Source organism: Candidatus Enterococcus moelleringii (genome assembly GCF_017377575.1).
GTDB classification, from domain to species: domain Bacteria; phylum Bacillota; class Bacilli; order Lactobacillales; family Enterococcaceae; genus Enterococcus_A; species Enterococcus_A moelleringii.
In genome coordinates, this window is record NZ_JAFREM010000033.1 from 87678 (window position 1) to 110100 (window position 22423).

Consider the following 22423-nt stretch of genomic DNA (forward strand, 5'->3'; position numbering starts at 1 on the left):
GTGAAAAATGTTAACCGTAGAGAATTTGACTAAAACCTTTGGAAGCTTTAAAGCACTGGATGATTTGTCCTTCACGATTGAAGACGGCAAGATTTTAGGGCTGATCGGACAAAATGGCGCGGGGAAAACCACCACCTTCCGGCTAATCCTGGACTTTCTAACCAACGATTCGGGAACAGTTACGTGGAACGGTCATCCCATTAAAGAAAAAGATTACGATGTGATCGGCTACTTGCCGGAAGAACGAGGCTTGTATCCTAAGGTCACAATTGAAGAGCAGCTGCTGTTCTTCGCCTCTTTAAGAGGGAAATCTCGCAAAGAAATTGCGCCAAAAATTGACGAATGGATGGAAAAATTCCAAGTTAAAGGCAAGAAAACCGACAAGGTGAAGTCCTTATCCAAAGGGAATCAGCAAAAAGTTCAGCTGATCGCTACCTTGATCCATGAGCCAAAGCTGGTCATTTTGGATGAACCCTTTAGCGGACTGGATCCGGTAAATGCGGAGCTGTTGAAAAACGGCATTATTGAGCTGAAGGAAAAAGGCTCCTGTGTCATTTTCTCCAGTCACAATATGGATAATGTAGAAAAAATCTGTGATCATTTGATTATGCTGCGGGACGGCAAGGCAGTTTTAAACGGCAAAGTCAGCGACATTCGCGAATCCTTTGGCCGTACCAAACTGTATTTATCGTCACCTTTAACCAAAGAACAGCTGGAGAGCTTTGATGGAATTGTCGATATGAAACAGCGGGAAGATGGCAGCTTTGATTTGACCTTGGCTGATCCAGCCGTAGGGGAGCAAATCTTCGCGGCAGCAACAGCCGGCGGTTACATTCCAATGTTCAGCCAACAGCCGCCAACCCTCGAAGAAATTTTCAAATGGAAAGCCGGTGAGCCAAATGAGTAAATTAGGAATTATTATCAAAGATGTCTACAAGAAAAACGTAAAATCAGCAGCCTTTGTGATTATGATCCTGGCGCCCTTTTTAGTGATGGGAATCTTCTACTTGGCCCAATATTTCTTTGGCGACATGTCAGACATTAGTAAAATCGGAGTTGTGGCCAATCAACCAACCGTCAGCCAGCAATTTGAACAGGTGGAAACCGACGCTTATACCTTCACGCCGATTGCCAACGCAAAAGAAGCGCAGAAACAAATGGAAGACGAAACCATCGATGCTTATTTGGAATTAGAGGCCGACGAAGGAAATGTGGTGGGTAAACTATACAGTACTTCTTCGCTGGGAACCAGCACTGAGCTGGAAATACAGCAGGTTTTGAATCAAATGCAGTCAGGGGTGCGGGCCGCCAGCCTGTCTTTGACGACGGAACAGGTCCAGGAGGTCATGGAGCCAGCTGCCTTTGAATCAATTAAGGTGAATTTTGAGAACGGGAAAATGGAAAGTGATCAAGGGGATTCAGGTGTACAGATGATTCTTAGTTTTCTGACCACCATCATTATGTTTGTCTTCATTATTACTTACTCCTCAATCATCGCGCAGGAGATCGCTTCTGAGAAGGGCACGCGGATTATGGAAGTGCTGCTTTCCAGTATGAAGGCGAAGACTCACTACTATGGCAAGCTGTTTGGAATTTTATTAGTGGCTTTGACCCAACTAGCCATTTATGGAGTTGCTTTGATTATCGCTTACCAGCAATTTAAGGACATGGCAATCGTGAAGTCCTTCTTAAACAATGTTTCCATTAAAAGCTTGCTGGGCAAAAATATTTTAGTGATTGTTGGTTTTATGCTGATCGGTATTTTCATTTATGCAGTCCTGTCGGCGCTGTGTGGCTCTTTAGTAAACAAAGCAGAGGATACAGCCAAAGCAATTCAACCAGTCACATACTTAGCGATGATTGGGTATATGCTAGGCTTGCTTTTAGGAGCGGCTGACCCGACCAATGTGATTATTAAAGTCGCTTCCTATATCCCATTCATTTCTTCCTATTGTATGCCGTTGCGCTTAGCCTCGAACACCGTTCATTTTTCAGGTGCATTGGTATCCTTAGCAGTGTTGCTGGTGACAACGATTGTGTTGACCCTGTTTTCAGCCCAATTATACAAATCCAACGTGCTGGTTTACAGCGAAGGCGGTACCTTCAGCGCCTTGAAACAGTCGTTATCGATTATGCGTAACGAAAAACGCAAAAAATAAACAAAACAGTTGACCTATTCGCTAAAGAGTTCCAAAATGAAGCAATAAGGGAGGAATGAACATGGACAAAATGAAGAAATTGGCGAATGGTATCGAGATGCCCCGTTTAGGTTTAGGTGTATGGCGGGTTGAAGACAATGTAGCTACGGATGCTGTGAAATGGGCAATTGAAGCGGGCTATCATTTAATTGATACAGCGGCCATTTACAAAAACGAAGCCGGTGTTGGTCGCGGCATTAAAGAATCCGGTATTGACCGCAAGGATTTGTTTGTCACTACTAAGCTTTGGAACAGCGATCAAGGCTATGAATCAGCCCATAAAGCCTTTAACGATAGTCTGGAACGCTTAGGCTTAGACTATGTGGATTTATATTTGATTCATTGGCCAGTTGAAGGCAAGTTCAACGACTCTTGGCGGGCAATGGAAGAAATTTACGAAAGCGGCCGCGCCAAAGCAATCGGCGTATCCAACTTCCACCAGCACCATCTTGAAGAACTGATGAAAACGGCCAAAATCAAACCAATGGTGAACCAAATTGAATTGCATCCAACTTTAACCCAAGTTCCTCTTCGGGAATATTTAGCCAAAGAAGAAATTGCAGTGGAAGCTTGGTCGCCGCTAGGACAAGGGAAGATTTTAGAAAATGAAACCTTAGTCGCAATTGGTAAAAACCATGGCAAGACCGCCGCCCAAGTGATTATTCGCTGGCATTTGCAAAGCGACATCATTGTCATTCCAAAATCCGTACACGAGGATCGAATTCAGCAAAACTTCGATGTCTTCGATTTTGAGTTAACTGAAGAAGAAATGAAGCAAATCGACGAAATGAATATCAACGAACGCTTAGGCGGAGATCCAGATAATTTTGATTTCTAGCAAACAAGGGCTGTCAGCAAATTTTCGCTGGCAGCCCTTGTTTTGTACTTATTCAAATGACTGAACAAAGAAATCAAACAAGCCTTGTTCTTTCGGATCCGTGCCATGAGTTAATTCTGGATGCCACTGAACCCCTAAAATTTTCGTATTGGCTTCACGGCTTTCCACCGCTTCAATGATTTGATCCTCCGACCAGGCAATCGGTACTAAACTTTCGGCTAGTTGGTTGATCGCTTGATGATGGTACGAATTGACCTGCGTTTTTTCTCCCAACAATGGTGCCAAGGTTGAATCACCCTTCACCGTGATTGAGTGCAAAGCAAAGGCTGGCGGCGTAGGATACATGTCGTGCTTCACTTGCCAACCGTCATATTCAGACAGATCTTGATATAATGTACCACCTAAAGTCACATTCAGCAGCTGGAAGCCCCGACAAACAGCCAGGATCGGTTTGCCTTGTTTGATTGCTTCCTTAATTAAGGCTGTTTCAAAGCTGTCCCGTTCAATACTAGTGACACCCAGCTTAGGACGTGGTTCTTGGTCATACAGACACGGGCTAACATCCTGTCCACCAGGGAGCAGCAGTTTATCGATTCCTTCAACATACTCAGCAGCCAGTTCAGGACTTCCGATCGGTAATAACAGTGGCAAACCTCCTGCTTGATGGATCCCGTCAACAAATCCCTGTGGAGTATATGTAAAGGGCTGGTTAAAAAAATCTTGATTACTTAAATAGTGTTGATTGGCAGCAATACCAATAATTGGTCTGGTCATAAATGATCTCCTTTTTTCATAATAATTTATTCTTACATAAGCGGAAAACGAAAGCAAGAAATCTACATTAAAAACGTCGGATAACATATCAATTAGCTGCGGCAAAAATAATCCATTGATATCAAATAATCAGCTATAAGAGGCAATCTGCTTCGGTAATCTCTGAAGAGTTCTTGAATTTCTGCCGGCGTTAACGATAAAATCAAGTTTAAAAAAACAATAAACGAAAGCCGATTTGAAATGCAAACGATTTCCTGTTTTGATCCCTTTGATGAAACGTATGTTAAAATACCTAACATAGAGAAAAATTAGCTTTTTTTTAGAAAAAATTTCTGTTATACTCAAAGTTGTATACTTTTAAATGGTTGGGCGCAAGCTTCAAGGATCTGTTCTTCAAGGGGTGAGAAGAACTCCCTGGATGCTTGCGCCCATTTTTATTTTCAATTGAAGGAGGGGCTTGAATGTTAGAGGCTTTGCAGCAAATTAAAGAAGCTGAAACGACGAACGAACAGTTGAAGCAGCAACTGCAAGAAACATTGCAGCAAAAAGAAAGTGAACAGCGGCAAATTGTTCAAGAAAAGAAAAAGCAGCTTCAAGAGGAGTCGGCTAAAATCATTGCCGAACGTGAAGATTCTTTACGCTTAAACCTAGAGCAAGAAGATCAAGCGCTGAAAAAAGATGCGGCTGCAGCGAAAAAGCAGATGCAGGCAAATTACGAGCGCTTAAAGGAAACTGCTGTGCAAAAAATTATCGAGAGGGTGATTGCACAATATGGCAGTCAGTAAAATGAAAAAACTGACCTTGATTGCTGAGGGCAGTAAAAGCGAAGAAATTTTAAAGGCTGTTCAGGGATTTCAAGAGGTAGAGGTTCGTGATGTGTTTCAAGCCACCGAAAGCAATCAGTGGGTGGAAACCTTTTTCGGCGACTACCAGCCTGAGAACAACCAAGAAAATGTTCAAGCGATTAATTATAGAATTGAAGAACTTGAACAAGCGATTCGCTTTATCGATCACCACGGCAGCAGCAAAGACAAGGGCTTCCATTTACAACGGAAAAACTTGACGTTACAGCAGCTGGAAGCAAAATTCGATGAAGCAGAATTTGCCAAAGAACTACATGAAGTCCAATCTTTAGAGGATCGCTTCAATCGTAATTTAGAAAAAATCCGCGAATTATCAGATGAAGAAAGCAAGCTTTCCCGTTGGCAGTATTTAGATGTGATTCCGGCAAACTTTGCTTCTGCCAAAACCAATGTGTTTTTAGGGGCAGTTGATGAAGTTGTTTGGGAAGAATTTAAGTCAGATATTCAACAACGAGAAACTATTTATTTAGAAGAGCTTTATCGAGGGCAAACCGAAATTTGCTTTAGTTTAGTCTATCTAAAAGCTGATCAAGCCTTAATTAATGAACAGATCAATCGGTTTGGCGTTGTTCGCTATCAATATCCTTACAAAGAATTGCCGAAACAACGGTTGCAGGCAATCTCAAAAGAGCTGAACAATCTATATGAGGATCAAAAGAAAATGGCTGTTCGTATTGGTCAAAAACGGGTCAATGTTGAACAACTGGAATGGGCAGAAGAAACGTTATTAGCCAGAAAAAATCGTCTAATGGTGCAGAATTCCTACATCCGAACCCATCAGCTCTTTGTTCTTCAAGGCTGGATCGAAGCCGATGCCGGCGAACAGTTCCAGCAATTTATTTCTGAATTAGTAGGGAAAGAAAATGTCTATCTTGAGCTGGAAGAACCGACGGAAAATGAAATTGCCACCGAGATTCCAACCAAGCTGAAAAACAACAAACTAGTTCAACCTTTTGAAATGTTGACGGAAATGTATAGTTTACCTAATTATCATGAGTTGGATCCAACACCTTGGTTTGTGCCCTTTTACTTTGTCTTCTTCGGCATGATGGTGGCGGATGTTGGGTATGGCGCAATGATGCTGATCGCTACTACCTTCGTCTTAAAAACGAAAATCTTGCCGCGGGGCATGACGCGTTTTATGTATTTTTTCCAAATATTGTCGATTCCGACGATTTTGTGGGGATTGATTTATAATTCCTTTGTTGGCTTTTCCTTACCGTATCAACCGATTTTATCAACCAGTGATGATGTCATTACGATTTTGATTCTATCGATTGTCTTCGGGGTGATTCAGATCTTTGTCGGACTTGGTCTGGCAGCTTCTGAAAATATCAAAGCCAAAGATTATTTAAGTGCTGTATCTGACGGCTTTGCTTGGCAAGGAGTCTTTGTCGGGATCATCTTAGCTGCTGGCGGACAAATGCTGCTAAACAATCAAGGCTTAATGATTGCCGGGGTTGCGATTGCGGTGTTAAGCGCGTTAGCAATTGTGTTTATCCCGATGCTGCAATCAGCGTCCAAAGTCAAAGGTTTGGCTAGAGGTGCTTACAATTTATATGGGATTACCGGATATATCGGTGACTTAGTTAGTTACACACGGTTGATGGCCTTAGGGATTTCCGGCGGAAGTATCGCCGCAGCCTTTAACATGCTGGTAGGCTTCATGCCGCCAATCGCCCGTTTCTCAGTGGGGATTCTGTTAATGCTGGCCCTGCATGGCTTGAACATTTTCTTATCATTATTGTCTGCCTACGTGCATGGTGCACGTTTGCAATATGTCGAATTTTTCGGCAAGTTTTATCAAGGCGGCGGAAGACCCTTCGCACCTTTGAAAACAGAAGAAAAATATGTAAACATTGAACAAAAAGAAAAATAATTGGAGGATTTTTAACAATGGTAGATTACTTAATTAACAATGGCGGCGGAATTCTTTTCGCAATTTTAGGGATGGCAACAGCAACAATCTTTTCAGGTATCGGATCTTCAAAAGGGGTAGGGATGACCGGGGAAGCGGCTGCGGCTTTAACTACTAGTCAACCAGAAAAATTTGGTCAAGCGTTGATTCTTCAATTGCTACCAGGTACGCAAGGATTGTACGGCTTCGTTATCGCCTTCTTGATCTTCACTAACATGTCTTCAGGTGACTTGACAATGATCGACGGCTTAGGTTACTTCGGCGCTTCACTACCGATTGCTTTCACTGGTTTATTCTCAGGGATTGCCCAAGGTAAAGTAGCGGCTGCCGGTATCCAAATCTTAGCGAAAAAACCAGAACACGCTACTAAAGGGATCATCTTTGCTGCGATGGTAGAAACTTATGCCATTTTAGGCTTCGTTATCTCATTCTTACTTGTAGGACAAGTATAAGGAGTCGTTGACTATGGAAGCAATTGAAAAGATCATTCAGCAACTGAATGAGCAAGCTGCAGCTGAACGACAAGCGCTGGAAACAAAAGAGAAGCAGCGAATTGAGCAGGAACATCAAGCCGGTTTGACTGAAATCGAAGCAGAGCATGAACAACGCCTGCAAAAAAGCTTACAAGCAGTCGATCAAAAGTACAAACAGCTGTCCAATCGTCAGCAAGTCGAAACCAAGCAAATGACCTTAAATCAAAAGCAAACCTTTTTAGAGCTTTTATTTGAGGATGCGGTGGAAGCGATGGAAAGCTGGACGCCAGAAGTACAGCAGGAATTTGCGGAACAAGCACTTGCTGACTTAAAGGACCTAAAAGGTGAATTAACCTTTGTCTGCGGTGAAAAATCGCAAGAGGCTTTTACTAGTGAATGGATCGCTGCCCAAAATAAAGTGCTGCCCTTCCAATTGAAGGCCAGTACTGAAGTAGTAAACAATCAGGCAGGATTTTTAATTAATGATCATGGGGTACAGTACAATTTCTTATTCCGGACATTAGTTCAAGATATTCAATCTGAGATGAGTTATGAATTGGCACAGGAATTTTTCGCATAGGGGGATTTAAATGAAACCATATAGTTATCATGAACTAAATCCGCTGATTCGCTTGAAAGAATTAGAGTTGATTCCTGCCGAATTGATGGAGCGTTTGATTCAAGCCAAAGATATAGAAGAAGTTGGCGAGCTGTTAAAAACAACAGTTTACAGTGAATACATCAATGACAATTTTGAAGATAACTTTGAAGAAGGATTTGCAGCTGAGCAGCGCAAGTTAATTGAAGAATTAGCTGTCTTAGCTCCTGAACCAAAAATAGTTTGGGCTTATACGATGCGTTCCACCTTTCATAATTTAAAGGCGATGACCAAAGCGGAATTGTTAGACGAAGATTTTGATGACTTGTACATTTATGATGGTTTTTACTCGCTGGATCAAATCAAAAGTGCGGTGAAAACCGGGGCGGCTAGCGAGCTGCCGGAAAACATCTTGGCAAGTATTCAAGAGGTAAAGGATCATTTTGCTGAATCCAACAGTCTGCAGGGAATTGACATTATTTATGATCGGGACTACTTGCGCAGCATGCGGGCCTTGGGCGAAAGCTTACAATCACCGGACTTATTGGAGGAAATCATCAGCTTTATTGATTTCACCAATATTGTCATGGCCGGCCGCGGCATTAACCAAAAGCGCAGTAAAAACTTTATGACCACTGTACTTTCCAGTCAAGGCAGTATTCCCAAAGAAGATCTGCTGAATGTAGTGGAAGAATCGATGGGTAAATTCACTGAATTCCTTTTAACGACGGATTATGCCGATGTGGTCGCGCCACTGATCAACGACGGTGAACTCGATTTAGCCCAATTGGAAAGAATTCGGGATAATTATTTAACTCGCCGCTTCGATCGCGCAAAGGTACAAGCGTTTGGCCCATTACCATTGTTGTCTTTATTAAATGCTAAACAAGTAGAAATCAAGAATTTGCGACTGATTATCGTTGGCAAACGAGTTGGGATTTCTGCAGAACAGTTAAGAGAAAGGATGCGAGAAACCTATGACGCATAAAATCGGTGCGATTGGGGACAAAGATTCTGTCCTTCCTTTTAAACTCTTTAACTTTGATGTTCGGGTAACCAAGCAGGCCAATGAAATTCGGCGGATCATCGAAGAAATGGCTCGGGAAAAATATGGAGTCATCTACATCACTGAACAATACGCGAAGCTGGTTCCAGATACGATTAAGCGTTACGAAGAGGAACTGATTCCGGCAATTGTCTTAATACCTAGTCATCAAGGATCACTAGGCATCGGCAAGCAAATGATTCAGGACCAAGTGGAACGAGCGGTTGGACAGAATATTTTATAAAGGAGCAATTAATTTGCAAGAAGGAAAAATTATCAAAGTTTCCGGACCCTTAGTTATGGCCGAAAACATGGCCGAAGCTGCCATTCAAGATATTTGTTATGTCGGCGATTTAGGGGTTATCGGTGAAATTATTGAAATGCGCGGCGATGTTGCTTCGATTCAGGTGTATGAAGAAACAGCCGGAATAGGACCAGGGGAACCAGTTAAAACAACTGGGGAAGCTTTGTCAGTTGAACTGGGGCCAGGAATTGTTTCGCAAATGTTCGATGGGATTCAACGTCCATTAGATACCTTCAAGGAAGTTACTCAAAGTAATTTCTTAACTCGCGGCGTGCAGCTGCCAGCATTGGATCACGAAAAGAAATGGTGGTTTGAGGCAGTTGTCGAAGTGGGTACTGAAGTATCGGCTGGAGACATTATCGGTACAGTGCAAGAAACTAAAGTAATCAATCATAAAATTATGGTACCTTTTGGTGTCAGCGGCAAAGTGAAGACAGTTGTCTCTGGTGAATTTACCATTGATGATACGGTCTACGTCTTGGAAACAGCAGACGGCGACAAAGAATTCACCATGCTGCAAAAATGGCCGGTTCGTCGCGGACGTCCGGTTAAAGAAAAATTAAATCCTGAAGCACCAATGATTACTGGTCAACGGGTTATTGATACCTTCTTCCCAGTGGTTAAGGGTGGAGCTGCGGCTGTTCCGGGACCTTTTGGAGCTGGTAAAACAGTAGTACAGCACCAAATCGCTAAATGGGCCGACGTTGACTTGGTTGTTTACGTAGGTTGCGGCGAACGGGGAAATGAAATGACCGATGTACTGAATGAGTTCCCTGAATTGATTGACCCTAAAACTGGGGAATCATTAATGAAGCGGACCATTCTAATTGCCAACACTTCCAACATGCCGGTTGCGGCGCGGGAAGCGTCTATTTACACCGGAATCACCATTGCGGAATACTTCCGTGACATGGGCTACAACATTGCCATCATGGCGGACTCTACTTCACGTTGGGCGGAAGCTTTGCGGGAAATGAGTGGACGTTTGGAAGAAATGCCAGGGGACGAAGGTTATCCAGCTTACCTTGGAAGCCGTCTAGCCGAGTACTATGAACGTGCTGGCCGCGTGTTAACGTTAGGTGCCGGCAATCGTGAAGGTTCAATTACGGCCATCAGTGCGGTATCGCCATCTGGTGGGGATACTTCTGAGCCGGTTACTCAAAATACCTTGCGAGTAGTAAAAGTCTATTGGGGTCTAAGCGCGACATTGGCCCAGCAACGTCACTTCCCATCGGTTGACTGGTTAATCAGTTACTCACTTTATTCAGGCGAAGTCGGGAAATTCCTAGACAATGCGTTGCAAAGTGATTGGTCAGCTATGGTAACTGAAGGCATGCGTATCCTGCAGGAAGAATCACAGCTAAGCGAAATCGTTCGTTTAGTCGGAATTGATTCTTTATCTGAAAAAGACCGTTTGACGTTGGAAGTCGCAAAGCAAATTCGTGAAGACTATTTGCAGCAAAATGCCTTTGACGATGTGGATACCTTCACTTCAAGAGAGAAACAATTTAAAATGTTAAACAACATTTTGACCTTTAATAAAGAAGGCCAACGTGCGCTGGAATTAGGGGCTTACTTGAAAGAAATAATAGATGGCACCGTCACGCTGCGGGACCGAATTGCCCGGAGTAAATACATTCCAGAAACAGAATTAGAATTACTGGATCAAATCAATCAAGATATCACCTTGGAAATCCAGGCGATTATTGCTGAAGGAGGAATGACCAATGATTAAAGAATATCGTACAATCAGCGAAGTGGTTGGTCCTTTGATGGCAGTGGACAAAGTCCAGGGCATTAAATACGAAGAACTGTTAGAAGTTCGCATGAGCAACGGCGAAATTCGTCGGGGACAAGTACTGGAAGTTAACGAAGATAAAGCCTTGGTTCAGATCTTTGAAGGAACTAGCGGTATCAACTTACGAGATTCAACCGCCCGTTTCTTGGGACATCCACTAGAATTGGGTGTTTCTGAAGACATGATCGGTCGAGTATTCGATGGCTTAGGTCGTCCCAAAGACAACGGCCCAGAAATTTTGGCAGAGAAAAAAGTCGATATCAACGGGGAAGTAATCAATCCTGTGTCACGGGATTACCCCGATGAATTTATTCAAACTGGGATTTCCGCTATCGATCACTTGAACACCTTAGTTCGGGGACAAAAACTGCCGGTATTCTCTGGCTCAGGTTTGCCTCATAAAGAACTTGCTGCTCAAATTGCTCGTCAAGCCAACGTATTGAACTCCGATGATGATTTTGCGGTCGTATTTGCTGGGATCGGAATCACCTTTGAAGAAGCCGAATTCTTCATGGAAGACTTCCGTCAAACCGGCGCGATTGACCGCTCAGTCGTTTTCATGAACTTAGCCAATGATCCCGCGATTGAACGGATTGCAACGCCAAGAATGGCACTGACAGCCGCTGAGTACCTAGCCTACGAAAAAGGCATGCACGTTTTAGTTATCATGACAGACATGACCAACTATTGTGAAGCCTTGCGGGAAATTTCAGCTGCACGTCGGGAAGTTCCCGGACGTCGTGGTTATCCAGGTTATTTGTACACTAACTTGGCTACTTTGTACGAACGTGCCGGAAGAATTCGCGGCTTAAAAGGTTCTGTAACCCAAATTCCGATTCTGACCATGCCAGAAGGCGACATCACTCATCCAATCCCCGATTTAACCGGGTATATCACTGAAGGACAGATTATTTTGTCCCGCAGCTTGGATAAAAGCGGGATTCAACCGCCGATCGATGTATTGCCGTCACTTTCTCGTTTGAAGGATAAAGGAACCGGTGAAGGTAAAACTCGGAATGACCACGCGCCAACAATGAACCAATTGTTCTCGGCTTATGCGCAAGGAAAACAGGCAAAGGAATTAGCTGTCGTTTTAGGGGATTCTGCCTTATCTGACGTGGATAAAATCTACGCGAAATTTGCGGATCGTTTTGAAAATGAATACGTCAACCAAGGTTTCTATACCAATCGGACGATTTTTGAAACCTTAGAACTAGGTTGGGAATTATTGTCGATGCTGCCACGGACAGAGCTGAAACGGATCAAAGATGATATGCTGGATGAACACTTGTCAAAAGGAGTTTGATCTGACTTATGGCAAAATTAAATGTAAATCCAACCCGGATGGAGTTGACTCGTTTAAAAAAGCAGTTGACAACTGCGACGAGAGGTCATAAACTCTTAAAAGATAAGCAAGATGAATTGATGCGTCGTTTTATCTTGTTGATCCGAAAGAATAATGTATTGCGTGCCGAGGTAGAAGAAGAATTGCAATCAGCCATGAGCGCCTTCGTTCTAGCTGATGCGATGCTGAATAATAAGTACATTGACGAACTTTTGGCAGTGCCAAAAGAAAAAGTTGATTTAGACGTGATTGAAAAAGACGTGATGAGCGTAAAAGTACCCGTCATGAATTTTCAACATGATACCAACTTATCCGAAGATCCTTTGGAATACGGTTTTTTGAATTCCAATGAAGAACTGGATCAGTCAATTGACCGCTTTACCAGCATTTTACCGAAGCTTTTGGAGTTGACGGAAATCGAAAAAACCTGCCAACTAATGGCCAAGGAAATCGAAAAGACACGACGCCGGGTGAATGCCCTGGAATACATGACCATTCCTCAAATGGAGGAAACAATTTACTTCATCAAGATGAAGTTGGAAGAAAACGAACGTGCGGAAGTTACCCGCATGATTAAAGTAAAAAATATGGGTGCCACTTAAGTGGTGCCCTTTTTTAGGAAGAGACCATGGAGATAAAAAATACCTTACGTAAATTCAGATTACATCCCTTACAGTTTTTAGCCTTGGGCTTTGCACTGGTAATTCTAATGGGGGCTATTTTGCTGTCGCTGCCTATCAGCAGCAATTCTGGCGAAGCCACTAGTTTTATTGATGCACTGTTTACTGCTACATCAGCAACCTGTGTCACTGGATTAACCACTTTGACCACCATTGAACATTGGAATTTCTTTGGGCAAGCAGTCATTATCATATTAATTGAATTAGGCGGACTAGGCTTTATGATGATGCCCATTTTGTTTTTCACCGTGTTCCGTAAAAAGGTGGGCTTAAAAACGCGGATTGTTTTGCAGGAAGCCTTGAGTCTGGAAAGCATGTCAGGGGTAATGAATCTGATGGTATACATCCTGCGCTTTGCAGCCGTTATCCAGGTTATCGGGGCAGGGTTGTTGGCCGTTGATTTCATTCCAAGGTTCGGCTGGCAGCGGGGCTTATGGTATGCGGTGTTCCATTCAATCTCCGCTTTCTGTAATGCGGGCTTTGATTTGTTTGGCGACAGCTTAGTCAGCTTCCAATCGAATCCCTTTGTCCTTTTGGTCATTTCGGGTTTGATTGTTGCAGGCGGTTTAGGATTTTATGTGTGGCGAGATGTGATCGCATTTCCAAAGCGCAGAAAGTTATCTCTACACAGTAAGATTGCTTTAGGAATGTCAGTGATCCTGTTGGTTGGGGGTACAGTTCTGTTTTATCTTACCGAACACAATGCAGCATACTTAGCCGCTGACAGTACATCTTTTGAACGCTTTGCTAATACGATTTTCATGTCGGTTACGCCTAGAACAGCGGGATACTTCTCAATTAATTATTTGAAGATGAGCCAAGCTGGTTTGCTGCTGACGATTATCTTAATGTTTATCGGCGGGACTTCGGGATCGACTGCTGGCGGACTGAAAACCACTACGTTAGCGGTGCTGATTATTCAGACGATCTCCATGCTGAAAGGTCGTCAACACGCTGAGCTGATGGGTCGTACGATTCGTTCCGCGACAGTTTTCCGGGCATTGTCACTATTTTTTATTGCTTTATCTCTTTGTGTAAGTGCCACGATGATTCTGTCGATTACTGAAGGTATTCCCGAAACATCGGGGATTGAGTACATTGCTTTTGAAGTTGTTTCGGCCTTCGCCACCGTTGGCCTAACGATGGGATTGACACCAGATTTGACAGTTTTTGGCAAGCTCTTAATCATTTTTCTGATGTATGTAGGGCGAGTAGGAATCCTGACAGTTGGGTTCTCGATCTCCATGCGTTTAGCTCAGGATAAAACCCAAGGAACGTACAAGTATCCGGAAGAACCAGTTATTGTTGGGTAAACGAATAGGAAGCAATCCAGTGAAGGATTGCTTCCTATTTTTTATGCGCGGATTACTTCAATTTTGTAGCCGTCTGGATCAGTAATAAAGTAGTAAGAAGGATCTGTACCAGGCAGACCTTTCAAGTCAGTCACAGTGAAGCCTGCTGACTGGTGTTTTTCATGGAGCGCTTCAAGATCATCTGAGCTGATAGCGATATGACCATAGCCATTGCCTAGGTCATAAGCTTCATGATTGTAGTTGTAAGTTAATTCCAATTCGTAATCATCACCCGGTAAAGTTAAATAAACTAAAGTAAATTCAGCTTCCGGGAAATCACGACGACGGCTTTCTTCAAAATTGAAAGCCTCTTGATAAAATTTTAACGACGCCTCTAAATCCTTGACGCGAACACAAGTGTGAGCCATTTTCATAAACGAATACTTCCTTTCCAAATAAGTTAAATTTATCATAACATAAAATACCCAAGTTGCCTTGATTTTGCTTAACTAGTTGTTTATGAGAATTTTTTAATGTAAACTAATTCTATAACAATCAAAGGAGCGAAAACCATGACCCCAATTTTCGGTGTAAAGGAAGCTGAAAAGGAGTATCAGGCACGCTATGCAGCATATGCAATTATTGCCAATGATCAAAATGAAATTATTATCGTGCAGGCCCCCAACGGCGCATACTTTTTACCAGGTGGTGAAATAGAGGGCGAAGAAACGAAAGAAGAAGCCATCGATCGAGAGATGCTGGAAGAATTAGGATATAAAATTACATTAGCTGAGTATTTAGGGGAAGCCTCTGAATATTTTTATTCTCGGCACCGAGATACCTATTTTTATAATCCAGGTTATTTTTTCGTGGCCGATCGCTTTGAAAAAGTGTGTGAGCCGACAGAAGAAGGCAGCCAAAGTACTTGGGTAAGTCCTGAAAAAGGGATTGAGTTGCTTAAGCGTGGCAGTCATCAGTGGGCAGTTAAGCAGTGGTTAGCTAAATAAAACACCTTTATAGAGCTGTTAAGTGAGGAAAATATCACTTAACGGCTCTTTTTTTGCGTGGATGTGTTCAGTAAAGCAAAGTTCCTATTCTAATAGTAGAAAGTCAGAAAATCTCAATTTTTTTCCGGATCGTGAAAAACTGTAAAAAAGGTGAGACTTAAATAAAATAATACTTGTTATCATAAGAATATATCAAAGAGTTATATGCGAAGGAGGAGAGTAAGTGAAAAGAATCTTAGCAAGCACATTGTTTAGTGTCTTGCTAGTAGGAAACTTTGGTGTAAGTCTTGGATATGCTGAAATACAATCTGTTAGCAAGACAACTGGACATGTAGAACTGGTAGAAAATTTTGAGTTTATTGACCCAAGAGATCCTGACGATCCCACGCAACCGATGACCCCTGATGAGGATACGAACCTGCCAACTGGAAATATCGGACCGCTTTCTCTCGATGTTGCTCCTAAGTCATTCGATTTTGGGAAACAGGAAATGTATCAGACAACCCATACGTATAAAGGGGTGCATTCAGAAGATGCTCCTGACCAATACATTCAGGTAACTGATAATCGAGATGCCGATGTTTACGGATGGGTGGTAACTGTCAGACAAGAAAATTATTTGACAAGTGATGACAATGTTTTAGAAGGGGCCTCGATTCACATTCCAGCAGGGGAAGCCAGATGCAATCTGAATCCTATAGCTACCGACATCGATCCGACACTCACAGGAGAATCGGTTGAAATAGCGCTGGAGGAAGAAAAAATTTTTTACCCGAACATTGAAGGTGCAGGAAAAGGAACGTCGATATTGAAATGGCGCCCCAATGAGGTAGCTTTGACGATTCCAGCCAAACAGGCGAAACAAGGAAATTATACGAACACGATACTTTGGACATTAACTGCAGACGCAGTTTACTAATTGGAGGAGAACAAACATGAAAAAAACAAGATTATTGATTAGCGCAGTAGTATTAGGCGGAATGGTAACAGCAGGCAGCTTGCCGGCGATGGCAGAGGAAGTAGTAAATACACATGACGGGAAAGCCACAGTTCAATTTACGGAAAATACTGACACACCTGGAATCGTTGATCCAACAAATCCGGAAGAACCATTAGTTCCACAGGTTCCGGTAGATGACCCAGACAATGAAGGTACAAATAACCCAGGGCCATTATCTCTAGATGTTTTTCCAGCTAAATTTGATTTTGGTGATGATAATATGGTAAACATGATGGGGCATGAACTTGAATCAACACTTACAGGTATTCACTATCTGCAAATTACCGATAACCGTAGTGACATTCATGGATGGGACGTAAGAGTAAGTCGTACAGAGTTTGAAGACAAATCAACAGAAGTTGCACCAGCTACAGGTGAAAAACGTACACTAGCAGCAACCTTGACATTGCCAGTTGGTGAAGCGCGTAATAGTATGACAGGGGCTGCTCTTTCGACAGAACTTACACATAGTTCTGAAGCGTTAGAGATTCCAGTTGTGGATGCTGGAGGTGCGGGCACATCAATTTTTGGTACAACAGGGTTAGATGAATCTGGTGGAAAAATTGGTAAAGCAACTTCGACATATGTATGGGATGCCAGCCAAGAAAGATTATCTGTCGGTAAAGGCGAGTCTAAGACCGGTAACTTTGAATCTACGATAAATTGGACACTAACAGCAGAAGTAACACAATAAAATAAAGGGATGTGATGACGATGGGTAGGAAAAAAATAATAGGTTTTGTTGGTTTGCTGATCGCTTTTATAGGTGCTGTAATCATACCAACAGCCGGGCATGCAGAAGATAGTCCAAATGCCGGTGTTGGCTACAGTGTTCAAAAGGTGAGTCCAGGAAATGAAGTCGACAGCTCCAGTTCATTTTATGATCTGGCGGTCACTCCAGGTGAACAACGGACAATTGAGGCAAAATTGATTAATCCAACAGACGAGCCCATCGTCGTTGTATCCAAGATATTTACTGCCTCAACCAATAACAACGGTGAAATTAATTATACGATGCAGCCCGTTGAACTGGATCGAAGCTTGAAACATCCAGTTTCCGAGCTGGCTGAAGTAGCAGCTTCCGATGTAAAAACCGAAATCGCTCCTCGGTCAGAGGAAATTGTGCATACAACCATCAATGTACCGCAAGATGTTGAACCAGGTGTGCTTTTAGGTTCTTGGTACTTTGAAAAAGAAGGCCAAAACGGTGACAGCGATGAGGAAGGGATTGTCATCAATAACAAATACAGTTATGCGATGGCGATCAAAATGACGGTTCAACATGAAATCGAACAGCCCAATATGAATTTAATTACCATTACTAGTGGTCTAAACAATTATCGTAAAGTGATTAACGCCAACCTGCAAAATGATCGGCCGGCGATTATCGGTAATCTGGCAGTTACGGCAAAAATCACGGAAAAAGGTAAATACGATGTTCTTTACGAGAACGAATCAGATGGCATGATTATGGCTCCCAACTCAAACTTTGCATATCCAGTCTTTTTGGAGGAACAGCCGTTAAAAGCTGGGGACTATACCATGCGCTTAACTGCAACTAGTGATGACCCGAAATGGGACAGTCAAAAGTGGGAATGGACAGAAGATTTCACGATTACAGCTGATGAAGCCCGCCGCTTGAATGAAGAGGCACTAAATGACCCAGAACAGCCAACTAATTGGTTACTGTATGTAGTAATTGCTTTAGTAATCTTAGTGATTATTTTAGCCATTCTACTATATCGCAAACGTAAAAGAGTCGTTTAATAAATGAATTTTGTAAACAGATAAAGGAGAGTGCAAGCAATGAAAAAAGTCGTAGTTTTACTACTTTCTTCTTTTGCTTGCTTCTTTTGTATTGGAGGTTATCAGGCCTTGGCAGCAGAAACACAAGGATCGATCCGACTGGAGGGGTGGGCAGATATTGAGCCGCCTAAACCTAACCAGCCGGCGGGTCCGCAAGGTCAATCTAGTTTGAAAATTGAACAAGCTGATATCCCGACAGACACCCCAGCAAGTCAAAGAATAACGCCGCGAAAAGCGAGTACCGCAGCTTATTATCCCCAGACGAATTTTATTCGAAACAACTGGCATTGGATAGGCGTATTATTCCTGCTGTTTTTATTGTTATTACTGAAAAGAAAAAGAAAGGAAGATAAAGTTGAAACATAAAATGTCAATATTGCTTGTGTTGATGCTGCTCTTGCCTTCTTTTCTGGTAGTACCGATAAAAGCAGTTGGAGAAACTGTAAGTACATTAACAATGACGTTGTTGGAGTCTGAGGATCAGCAAGTTGCTGACGAATTTTCCTTAGTTGTCAGTGATCAGGCTTTAGAAGCGATTCCTGATGAAAGCAGCTATCGACTTAGCCTGCCTGATGGGATTGACTTTCAAGATTCCTCACCAGAACTGGAAGTAATCGCTGAAGAAGACTTTATTGTCTTCAGCGGATTAAATGAGGAGACTATTTCGGGAGAATTGTATTTAAGTATCCAACCGGAAGTAGTCGAAGGGACAGCATTTACTTTGCAGCTGGAAAAAGCTGGGGAGCTGCCTTTGTTTTCACATCCCGTTACAATCACAAAAGCGGCTGGAGAACCTGAACCTGAGTTAGTTGAGTCTGTAATTGATGAACCGACTGTGATTGAAGAAGTAGTTGAAACTTTCGAGCCCGAAATCATCCAACCAGAAGAAGCAGAACAAGTAGAAGAAATAAAGCAACCAGAAGAAACTGAACAGATAGAAGAACCAGAACAATTAGAAGAACCCGCTGCTACAGCAGATGAAGTGACAGAAGAACCTCAACCGGAAGATGACATTAGTGCTTATTTTGAAACGTATCAATATCCCACACCTTCCAGTAAGTCCGATGTAGCAAGTTTTCAAACCGGCGAGAAGGATTTAAGGAACTATTCACCAGAGCAGATTAAGATGATTTATAACAAAGAAGATTGGCAAGCGGCATGGGATGATCGAAATATCGTCGTTTTCAATGTGATGAATGATTTCTTGATTGATCTTAGTCCGTCACGTATCCACCACCATTACCAAGATCAAAATGATGCTAATGGAACAAGGGAAATTATCGTTGAAGGTAATGGTCATACTGTTGATTTTCGTGGTACTTCTTATGTACCTAATAGTGGAACTTGGCACATGACAGTTCAGAATTTGACTGCTTACTCTCGAAATCATTACGGCCCATTCACTGCGCGTTCAGCGAAAAATGATTCTACACAAACGTTTCATAATTACATTAATATTGGTAGCCAGATGCTTTATGCAGTAAGTACACATGTAACTTTTTCGGGTGATGTTGTGAATGATATGTATTACAATTACGATTCACCATTTGATGGTAATAATCAGACAACGTACGGTGATATTGATGCTAATTTACAAATCAGTGACCTTGAGATGCTCAATGGTTCTACTTTTATTGGAAAAACACAAAGTGCTGGAAATATAGATATTTCAGGTAGTGGTAACGTGATTATCGGTGAGGATGCTGATATTGATTTAGAGGCAAAGTCTGAGCGGAACAGATCAATAGGTGAAGCCCTTGGATATGGAATTAATATGAATGGGACATTCCATATGAAGAAGCGTTCAACTATTACGTATTCGTATCGTTATCATCCAGACAGAAAAGCTCGTGACCAATTTGGTATTTTAAATATGTCCACTGACAATACCTTCATAATGGAAGAAGATAGCAAAATGATTGTTCAGAAAGACAGTCATTCAAGTACTCGAGATATTATTAGTATTGGAGCTAGAAGTAATTTCCAATTAGGTGAACGGGCAGAGATAAATTTTGACATCGGAGGAGTAACCTACAACAATGCGGCTATAGAATTAGGTAACAACAGTACTTTTCAGCTGAAAAAACAGGCGAAGGTAAATATGGATACTAAAAATATAAGTAGTATACACTCTGCTATTTCTTTGGGAACGGATAGCGTATTCAATTTGAGTCCAGAAGCTGAAGTTAATCTAAACTTGCAGGGATCTGGGGCAGCAAAAGCAATCAATGCAGGGGGACGCAGCCAATTTTTAATTGATTCAGCAGCAAGTCTTATTGTAAATGCAGATGGAATTACGGGAAGTATTGTGGATATGGGTGCTGGTCTTAGCGGTAACCCAACAACTTTTGAGGTTAAATCAGATAATCCAGACTTAGGCTTAGAAGGCGGTATCGTTGATATCACTTCAATTAATCGTGGCAACTCCAATAACAATATTTTTAGTGCGGGAAATTATGCTAAATTTAAGGTCGGACGATTAGGTACTTTCAATTTAAGAGCAGACGGAGACGGAACTGGAGCTAGATACCTATTAAGTTTAGGCTCCAATTCAGAATTCGTTTTTAGCGACGCGAAGAGTGTAGACTTAGAATTTCTTACTCCTCCTGCAAATTATAGTGCGCTAATTTACATGTATAGAGGCGTTTTTAATGTAGATGTTCAACGTGTCAAAGCATGGACCCGTGGCCAAACAAGTGAAGAGCCAACGTATGATTGGTCGCCAATGTTTGAAATGGAGATTCCATATAGTGGATATAATGTAACACGTAATAACATGAAAGCCCGTTCGGTAAATTCTGAGATTCGCCAAGAGTTTTTAGCCAATTTTGATACCGGACGAACAAATGGTTTCCAGCGTCTATTGTTTGAATTTATTCCGGATGTAGAAGTAGAACTTTCTAGTCAACCGGTAGATAATCCGTCTGATGAAAATGCAACTTTGATAAAAGGAAAAACTAATCCTGATGCCTATGTACGTCTGAGTGAAACGGTTGTGCCAAATGGCCGAATCAGTTTTCCGACTGAAGGAAATTTAGTCAAAAGTCCTGTAGAAATTTTGGACGGTGAACCAGTAGATGAAAAAAATAGTCCGTTTACGATTCAAGCAGATGAAACAGGTGATTTTGAATTCAAGATTTCAGAAGATATGCCGGTATTTACGGCTGGAAATATCATTGAAGCGTATGCTTTCAAAAATGGTAAGTATGCAACGGATCAAGTCACAGTGCTGGATACAACTCCCCCAGAAGCGGAGAAAGCAACTGTCCATGCGGTGATGGGAGAGGAATTGCCTGATGTGGCGTACTTTACTTTAAATCGGACAGACACAAATCCTGGAACAGTAATTCATAGTCAATTTAAGGATACATTGGATCAGCTGCAGCAATACATGCAGCAGGTTGGTGAATACGACGTAGCCGTCCAATTAAGTGACGACGCAGGGAACCAAACGGTGATTGATAGTCAATTGATCATCCATGCGACGAGTCACGTACTGACAGGTGAGGATGTAACGTTGTATCATTCTGAAGTGAAAGATTTAAGCCGAAATGATTTCCATCAATTAGTGGAAGAAAACATTCAGGCTGACAGCTACTGTTTACGGGATTTTGAACACATTTCTTTAGCTGAATTTATCGAGCATGACTTCTCACAGTTGGTCAATGAGCCAGGTACTTATGCTGTGGCATTAAGTGTGGCACCCGAACACGCTCAAAATGAAGTTGGATTGAGCCATGAGGTAGAAGTGAGAATTGATACGAATCGACCACCGGAAATTGTCAACCCTGATGACCCGCAACCAGGGACCCGACCAGAAAACGGTCAGGAAAATGACGGTACCAAGGAAACTGGCGACTTACGCTTGGATTACATCCCTAATGGCTTCCGCTTTGGTGAGGTGCCGTTGGATTATAATGCCAGAACCTACAACGCATTGCCGGCGCTTACGACTACCGGCAGCTTGTTAGAGAAACAGTGGGTTCAAGTTTCAGACGCTCGCACTAACGAAAGCGGCTGGCAACTAAAAATTCAGCAAACACAGCCTTTCCGTTCAGCTAGCGGCCAAGAAATTAAAGGAGCAGCAATAAAAATTCCGCAGGGGAAAGCTAGAAATAGTCAAATGGACCCTGAGACAGCTGAAAGTTCAATGTTTGCCAATGAGATTGTTCTCTCTGCGGAAGCGCAAGAGCAGACTATTTTCGGAGCGTATAATACAACGAATTCTGGCAAGGAGACTTCTACCTTGCAATGGGCTGCCGAAGAAGTGAAGCTGAGAATACCTAAGGGACACAACAAAAATAAAGAAACGTATCAAACGGAGATTCAATGGGCTTTAGTGAGTGAGCCTACTCAATAAAGATAAGCCCGATGCAATCCAAGACATTGTATTGGGCTGTTTTTATGAAGTCGAAAAGGTTTTTACAGAAGACAATTAGTTTAAGATGATGATTCTTCTGTGTAACTTATAATCAATTATTAGG

21 protein-coding genes and 1 other annotated feature are annotated in these 22423 nt (G+C 42.3%); of the genes, 19 read left to right on the top strand and 2 right to left on the bottom strand.

From position 1 onward, the window contains the following. Window positions 1-7 precede the first annotated feature (7 nt). From JZO70_RS19975 to JZO70_RS19985, 3 genes are read left to right on the top strand one after another with little or no spacing between them, the layout of a single operon-like run. Complete coding sequence (locus JZO70_RS19975; protein WP_207675455.1) at window positions 8-907, top strand: ABC transporter ATP-binding protein; 900 nt, start codon at window positions 8-10, stop codon at window positions 905-907. Then, the gene (locus JZO70_RS19980; RefSeq protein ID WP_207675456.1) at window positions 900-2159 is read left to right on the top strand and encodes an ABC transporter permease; all 1260 of its coding nucleotides are present in this window, start codon (window positions 900-902) and stop codon (window positions 2157-2159) included. Before JZO70_RS19975 ends, JZO70_RS19980 begins: the two co-directional genes overlap by 8 nt. Window positions 2160-2214: 55 nt before the next feature. Beyond that, window positions 2215-3036: an aldo/keto reductase gene (locus JZO70_RS19985; protein WP_207675457.1), complete on the top strand. Its 822-nt coding sequence runs from the start codon at window positions 2215-2217 to the stop codon at window positions 3034-3036. Between the two features lie 48 nt (window positions 3037-3084). Here JZO70_RS19985 and JZO70_RS19990 read toward each other — a convergent pair whose 3' ends face one another. Continuing rightward, window positions 3085-3810, bottom strand: a complete 726-nt coding sequence (locus JZO70_RS19990; RefSeq protein WP_207675458.1) for a gamma-glutamyl-gamma-aminobutyrate hydrolase family protein — start codon at window positions 3808-3810, stop codon at window positions 3085-3087. Window positions 3811-4173: 363 nt separating this feature from the next. After that, window positions 4174-4220, top strand: a sequence feature (sodium ion sensor (DUF1646 type); this cis-regulatory element may regulate processes involved in with the transportation of sodium ions). A gap of 51 nt (window positions 4221-4271) precedes the next feature. On the opposite strand from JZO70_RS19990, the gene JZO70_RS19995 reads away from it, so the two are divergent. From JZO70_RS19995 to JZO70_RS20040, 10 genes are read left to right on the top strand one after another with little or no spacing between them, the layout of a single operon-like run. Next, window positions 4272-4595, top strand: coding sequence for a hypothetical protein (locus tag JZO70_RS19995; protein ID WP_207675459.1), 324 nt, complete (start codon window positions 4272-4274; stop codon window positions 4593-4595). Next, window positions 4582-6552, top strand: a complete 1971-nt coding sequence (locus JZO70_RS20000) for a V-type ATP synthase subunit I (protein ID WP_207675460.1) — start codon at window positions 4582-4584, stop codon at window positions 6550-6552. Before JZO70_RS19995 ends, JZO70_RS20000 begins: the two co-directional genes overlap by 14 nt. A gap of 17 nt (window positions 6553-6569) precedes the next feature. After that, window positions 6570-7043 carry a V-type ATP synthase subunit K gene (locus tag JZO70_RS20005; RefSeq protein WP_207675461.1) on the top strand — a complete coding sequence of 158 codons (474 nt, stop codon included), beginning with the start codon at window positions 6570-6572 and terminating at the stop codon, window positions 7041-7043. 13 nt (window positions 7044-7056) lie between these two features. Further along, the gene (locus JZO70_RS20010; protein WP_207675462.1) at window positions 7057-7644 is read left to right on the top strand and encodes a hypothetical protein; all 588 of its coding nucleotides are present in this window, start codon (window positions 7057-7059) and stop codon (window positions 7642-7644) included. 10 nt (window positions 7645-7654) lie between these two features. Further along, entirely contained in the window at window positions 7655-8650 is a 996-nt protein-coding gene (locus JZO70_RS20015; RefSeq protein ID WP_207675463.1) for a V-type ATPase subunit, read from the top strand. Next, entirely contained in the window at window positions 8640-8951 is a 312-nt protein-coding gene (locus tag JZO70_RS20020) for a V-type ATP synthase subunit F (RefSeq protein ID WP_207675464.1), read from the top strand. Before JZO70_RS20015 ends, JZO70_RS20020 begins: the two co-directional genes overlap by 11 nt. Window positions 8952-8964: 13 nt before the next feature. Beyond that, window positions 8965-10746, top strand: coding sequence for a V-type ATP synthase subunit A (locus JZO70_RS20025; RefSeq protein ID WP_207675465.1), 1782 nt, complete (start codon window positions 8965-8967; stop codon window positions 10744-10746). Then, complete coding sequence (locus JZO70_RS20030) at window positions 10739-12115, top strand: V-type ATP synthase subunit B (protein WP_207675466.1); 1377 nt, start codon at window positions 10739-10741, stop codon at window positions 12113-12115. The genes JZO70_RS20025 and JZO70_RS20030 overlap by 8 nt, the downstream gene beginning before the upstream one ends. Window positions 12116-12123: 8 nt before the next feature. After that, window positions 12124-12756 carry a V-type ATP synthase subunit D gene (locus JZO70_RS20035; RefSeq protein ID WP_207675467.1) on the top strand — a complete coding sequence of 211 codons (633 nt, stop codon included), beginning with the start codon at window positions 12124-12126 and terminating at the stop codon, window positions 12754-12756. A 26-nt stretch (window positions 12757-12782) separates the two neighbouring features. Then, window positions 12783-14147, top strand: a complete 1365-nt coding sequence (locus JZO70_RS20040) for a TrkH family potassium uptake protein (protein WP_207675468.1) — start codon at window positions 12783-12785, stop codon at window positions 14145-14147. A gap of 41 nt (window positions 14148-14188) precedes the next feature. Here JZO70_RS20040 and gloA read toward each other — a convergent pair whose 3' ends face one another. Beyond that, window positions 14189-14560 (bottom strand): lactoylglutathione lyase, encoded by a 372-nt coding sequence (gene gloA, locus JZO70_RS20045; RefSeq protein ID WP_207675469.1) that lies wholly within the window; start codon window positions 14558-14560, stop codon window positions 14189-14191. 138 nt (window positions 14561-14698) lie between these two features. Here gloA and JZO70_RS20050 point away from each other — a divergent pair, with 138 nt between their 5' ends. The 6 genes from JZO70_RS20050 to JZO70_RS20075 all read left to right on the top strand — a co-directional run bounded on the left by JZO70_RS20050 (window position 14699) and on the right by JZO70_RS20075 (window position 22299). After that, window positions 14699-15133: an NUDIX domain-containing protein gene (locus JZO70_RS20050; RefSeq protein WP_207675470.1), complete on the top strand. Its 435-nt coding sequence runs from the start codon at window positions 14699-14701 to the stop codon at window positions 15131-15133. Window positions 15134-15356: 223 nt separating this feature from the next. Further along, window positions 15357-16052: a WxL domain-containing protein gene (locus tag JZO70_RS20055; protein WP_207675471.1), complete on the top strand. Its 696-nt coding sequence runs from the start codon at window positions 15357-15359 to the stop codon at window positions 16050-16052. Window positions 16053-16068: 16 nt separating this feature from the next. Next, window positions 16069-16827, top strand: a complete 759-nt coding sequence (locus tag JZO70_RS20060; protein WP_207675472.1) for a WxL domain-containing protein — start codon at window positions 16069-16071, stop codon at window positions 16825-16827. Between the two features lie 20 nt (window positions 16828-16847). Then, window positions 16848-17900, top strand: a complete 1053-nt coding sequence (locus tag JZO70_RS20065; RefSeq protein WP_207675473.1) for a WxLIP family cell surface protein — start codon at window positions 16848-16850, stop codon at window positions 17898-17900. Window positions 17901-17939: 39 nt separating this feature from the next. Further along, window positions 17940-18305, top strand: a complete 366-nt coding sequence (locus JZO70_RS20070) for a hypothetical protein (protein WP_207675474.1) — start codon at window positions 17940-17942, stop codon at window positions 18303-18305. Next, the gene (locus tag JZO70_RS20075; RefSeq protein ID WP_207675475.1) at window positions 18295-22299 is read left to right on the top strand and encodes a WxL domain-containing protein; all 4005 of its coding nucleotides are present in this window, start codon (window positions 18295-18297) and stop codon (window positions 22297-22299) included. The genes JZO70_RS20070 and JZO70_RS20075 overlap by 11 nt, the downstream gene beginning before the upstream one ends. Window positions 22300-22423 lie beyond the last annotated feature (124 nt).

What these genes read in the sequence shown, in the direction of transcription:
- JZO70_RS19975 (WP_207675455.1), top strand. Translation starts at nt 8, where the DNA reads ATGTTAACCGTAGAGAATTTGACTAAAACCTTTGGAAGCTTTAAAGCA.
- JZO70_RS19980 (WP_207675456.1), top strand. Translation starts at nt 900, where the DNA reads ATGAGTAAATTAGGAATTATTATCAAAGATGTCTACAAGAAAAACGTA.
- JZO70_RS19985 (WP_207675457.1), top strand. Translation starts at nt 2,215, where the DNA reads ATGAACATGGACAAAATGAAGAAATTGGCGAATGGTATCGAGATGCCC.
- JZO70_RS19990 (WP_207675458.1), bottom strand. Translation starts at nt 3,810, where the DNA reads ATGACCAGACCAATTATTGGTATTGCTGCCAATCAACACTATTTAAGT.
- JZO70_RS19995 (WP_207675459.1), top strand. Translation starts at nt 4,272, where the DNA reads ATGTTAGAGGCTTTGCAGCAAATTAAAGAAGCTGAAACGACGAACGAA.
- JZO70_RS20000 (WP_207675460.1), top strand. Translation starts at nt 4,582, where the DNA reads ATGGCAGTCAGTAAAATGAAAAAACTGACCTTGATTGCTGAGGGCAGT.
- JZO70_RS20005 (WP_207675461.1), top strand. Translation starts at nt 6,570, where the DNA reads ATGGTAGATTACTTAATTAACAATGGCGGCGGAATTCTTTTCGCAATT.
- JZO70_RS20010 (WP_207675462.1), top strand. Translation starts at nt 7,057, where the DNA reads ATGGAAGCAATTGAAAAGATCATTCAGCAACTGAATGAGCAAGCTGCA.
- JZO70_RS20015 (WP_207675463.1), top strand. Translation starts at nt 7,655, where the DNA reads ATGAAACCATATAGTTATCATGAACTAAATCCGCTGATTCGCTTGAAA.
- JZO70_RS20020 (WP_207675464.1), top strand. Translation starts at nt 8,640, where the DNA reads ATGACGCATAAAATCGGTGCGATTGGGGACAAAGATTCTGTCCTTCCT.
- JZO70_RS20030 (WP_207675466.1), top strand. Translation starts at nt 10,739, where the DNA reads ATGATTAAAGAATATCGTACAATCAGCGAAGTGGTTGGTCCTTTGATG.
- JZO70_RS20035 (WP_207675467.1), top strand. Translation starts at nt 12,124, where the DNA reads ATGGCAAAATTAAATGTAAATCCAACCCGGATGGAGTTGACTCGTTTA.
- JZO70_RS20040 (WP_207675468.1), top strand. Translation starts at nt 12,783, where the DNA reads ATGGAGATAAAAAATACCTTACGTAAATTCAGATTACATCCCTTACAG.
- gloA (WP_207675469.1), bottom strand. Translation starts at nt 14,560, where the DNA reads ATGAAAATGGCTCACACTTGTGTTCGCGTCAAGGATTTAGAGGCGTCG.
- JZO70_RS20050 (WP_207675470.1), top strand. Translation starts at nt 14,699, where the DNA reads ATGACCCCAATTTTCGGTGTAAAGGAAGCTGAAAAGGAGTATCAGGCA.
- JZO70_RS20060 (WP_207675472.1), top strand. Translation starts at nt 16,069, where the DNA reads ATGAAAAAAACAAGATTATTGATTAGCGCAGTAGTATTAGGCGGAATG.
- JZO70_RS20065 (WP_207675473.1), top strand. Translation starts at nt 16,848, where the DNA reads ATGGGTAGGAAAAAAATAATAGGTTTTGTTGGTTTGCTGATCGCTTTT.
- JZO70_RS20070 (WP_207675474.1), top strand. Translation starts at nt 17,940, where the DNA reads ATGAAAAAAGTCGTAGTTTTACTACTTTCTTCTTTTGCTTGCTTCTTT.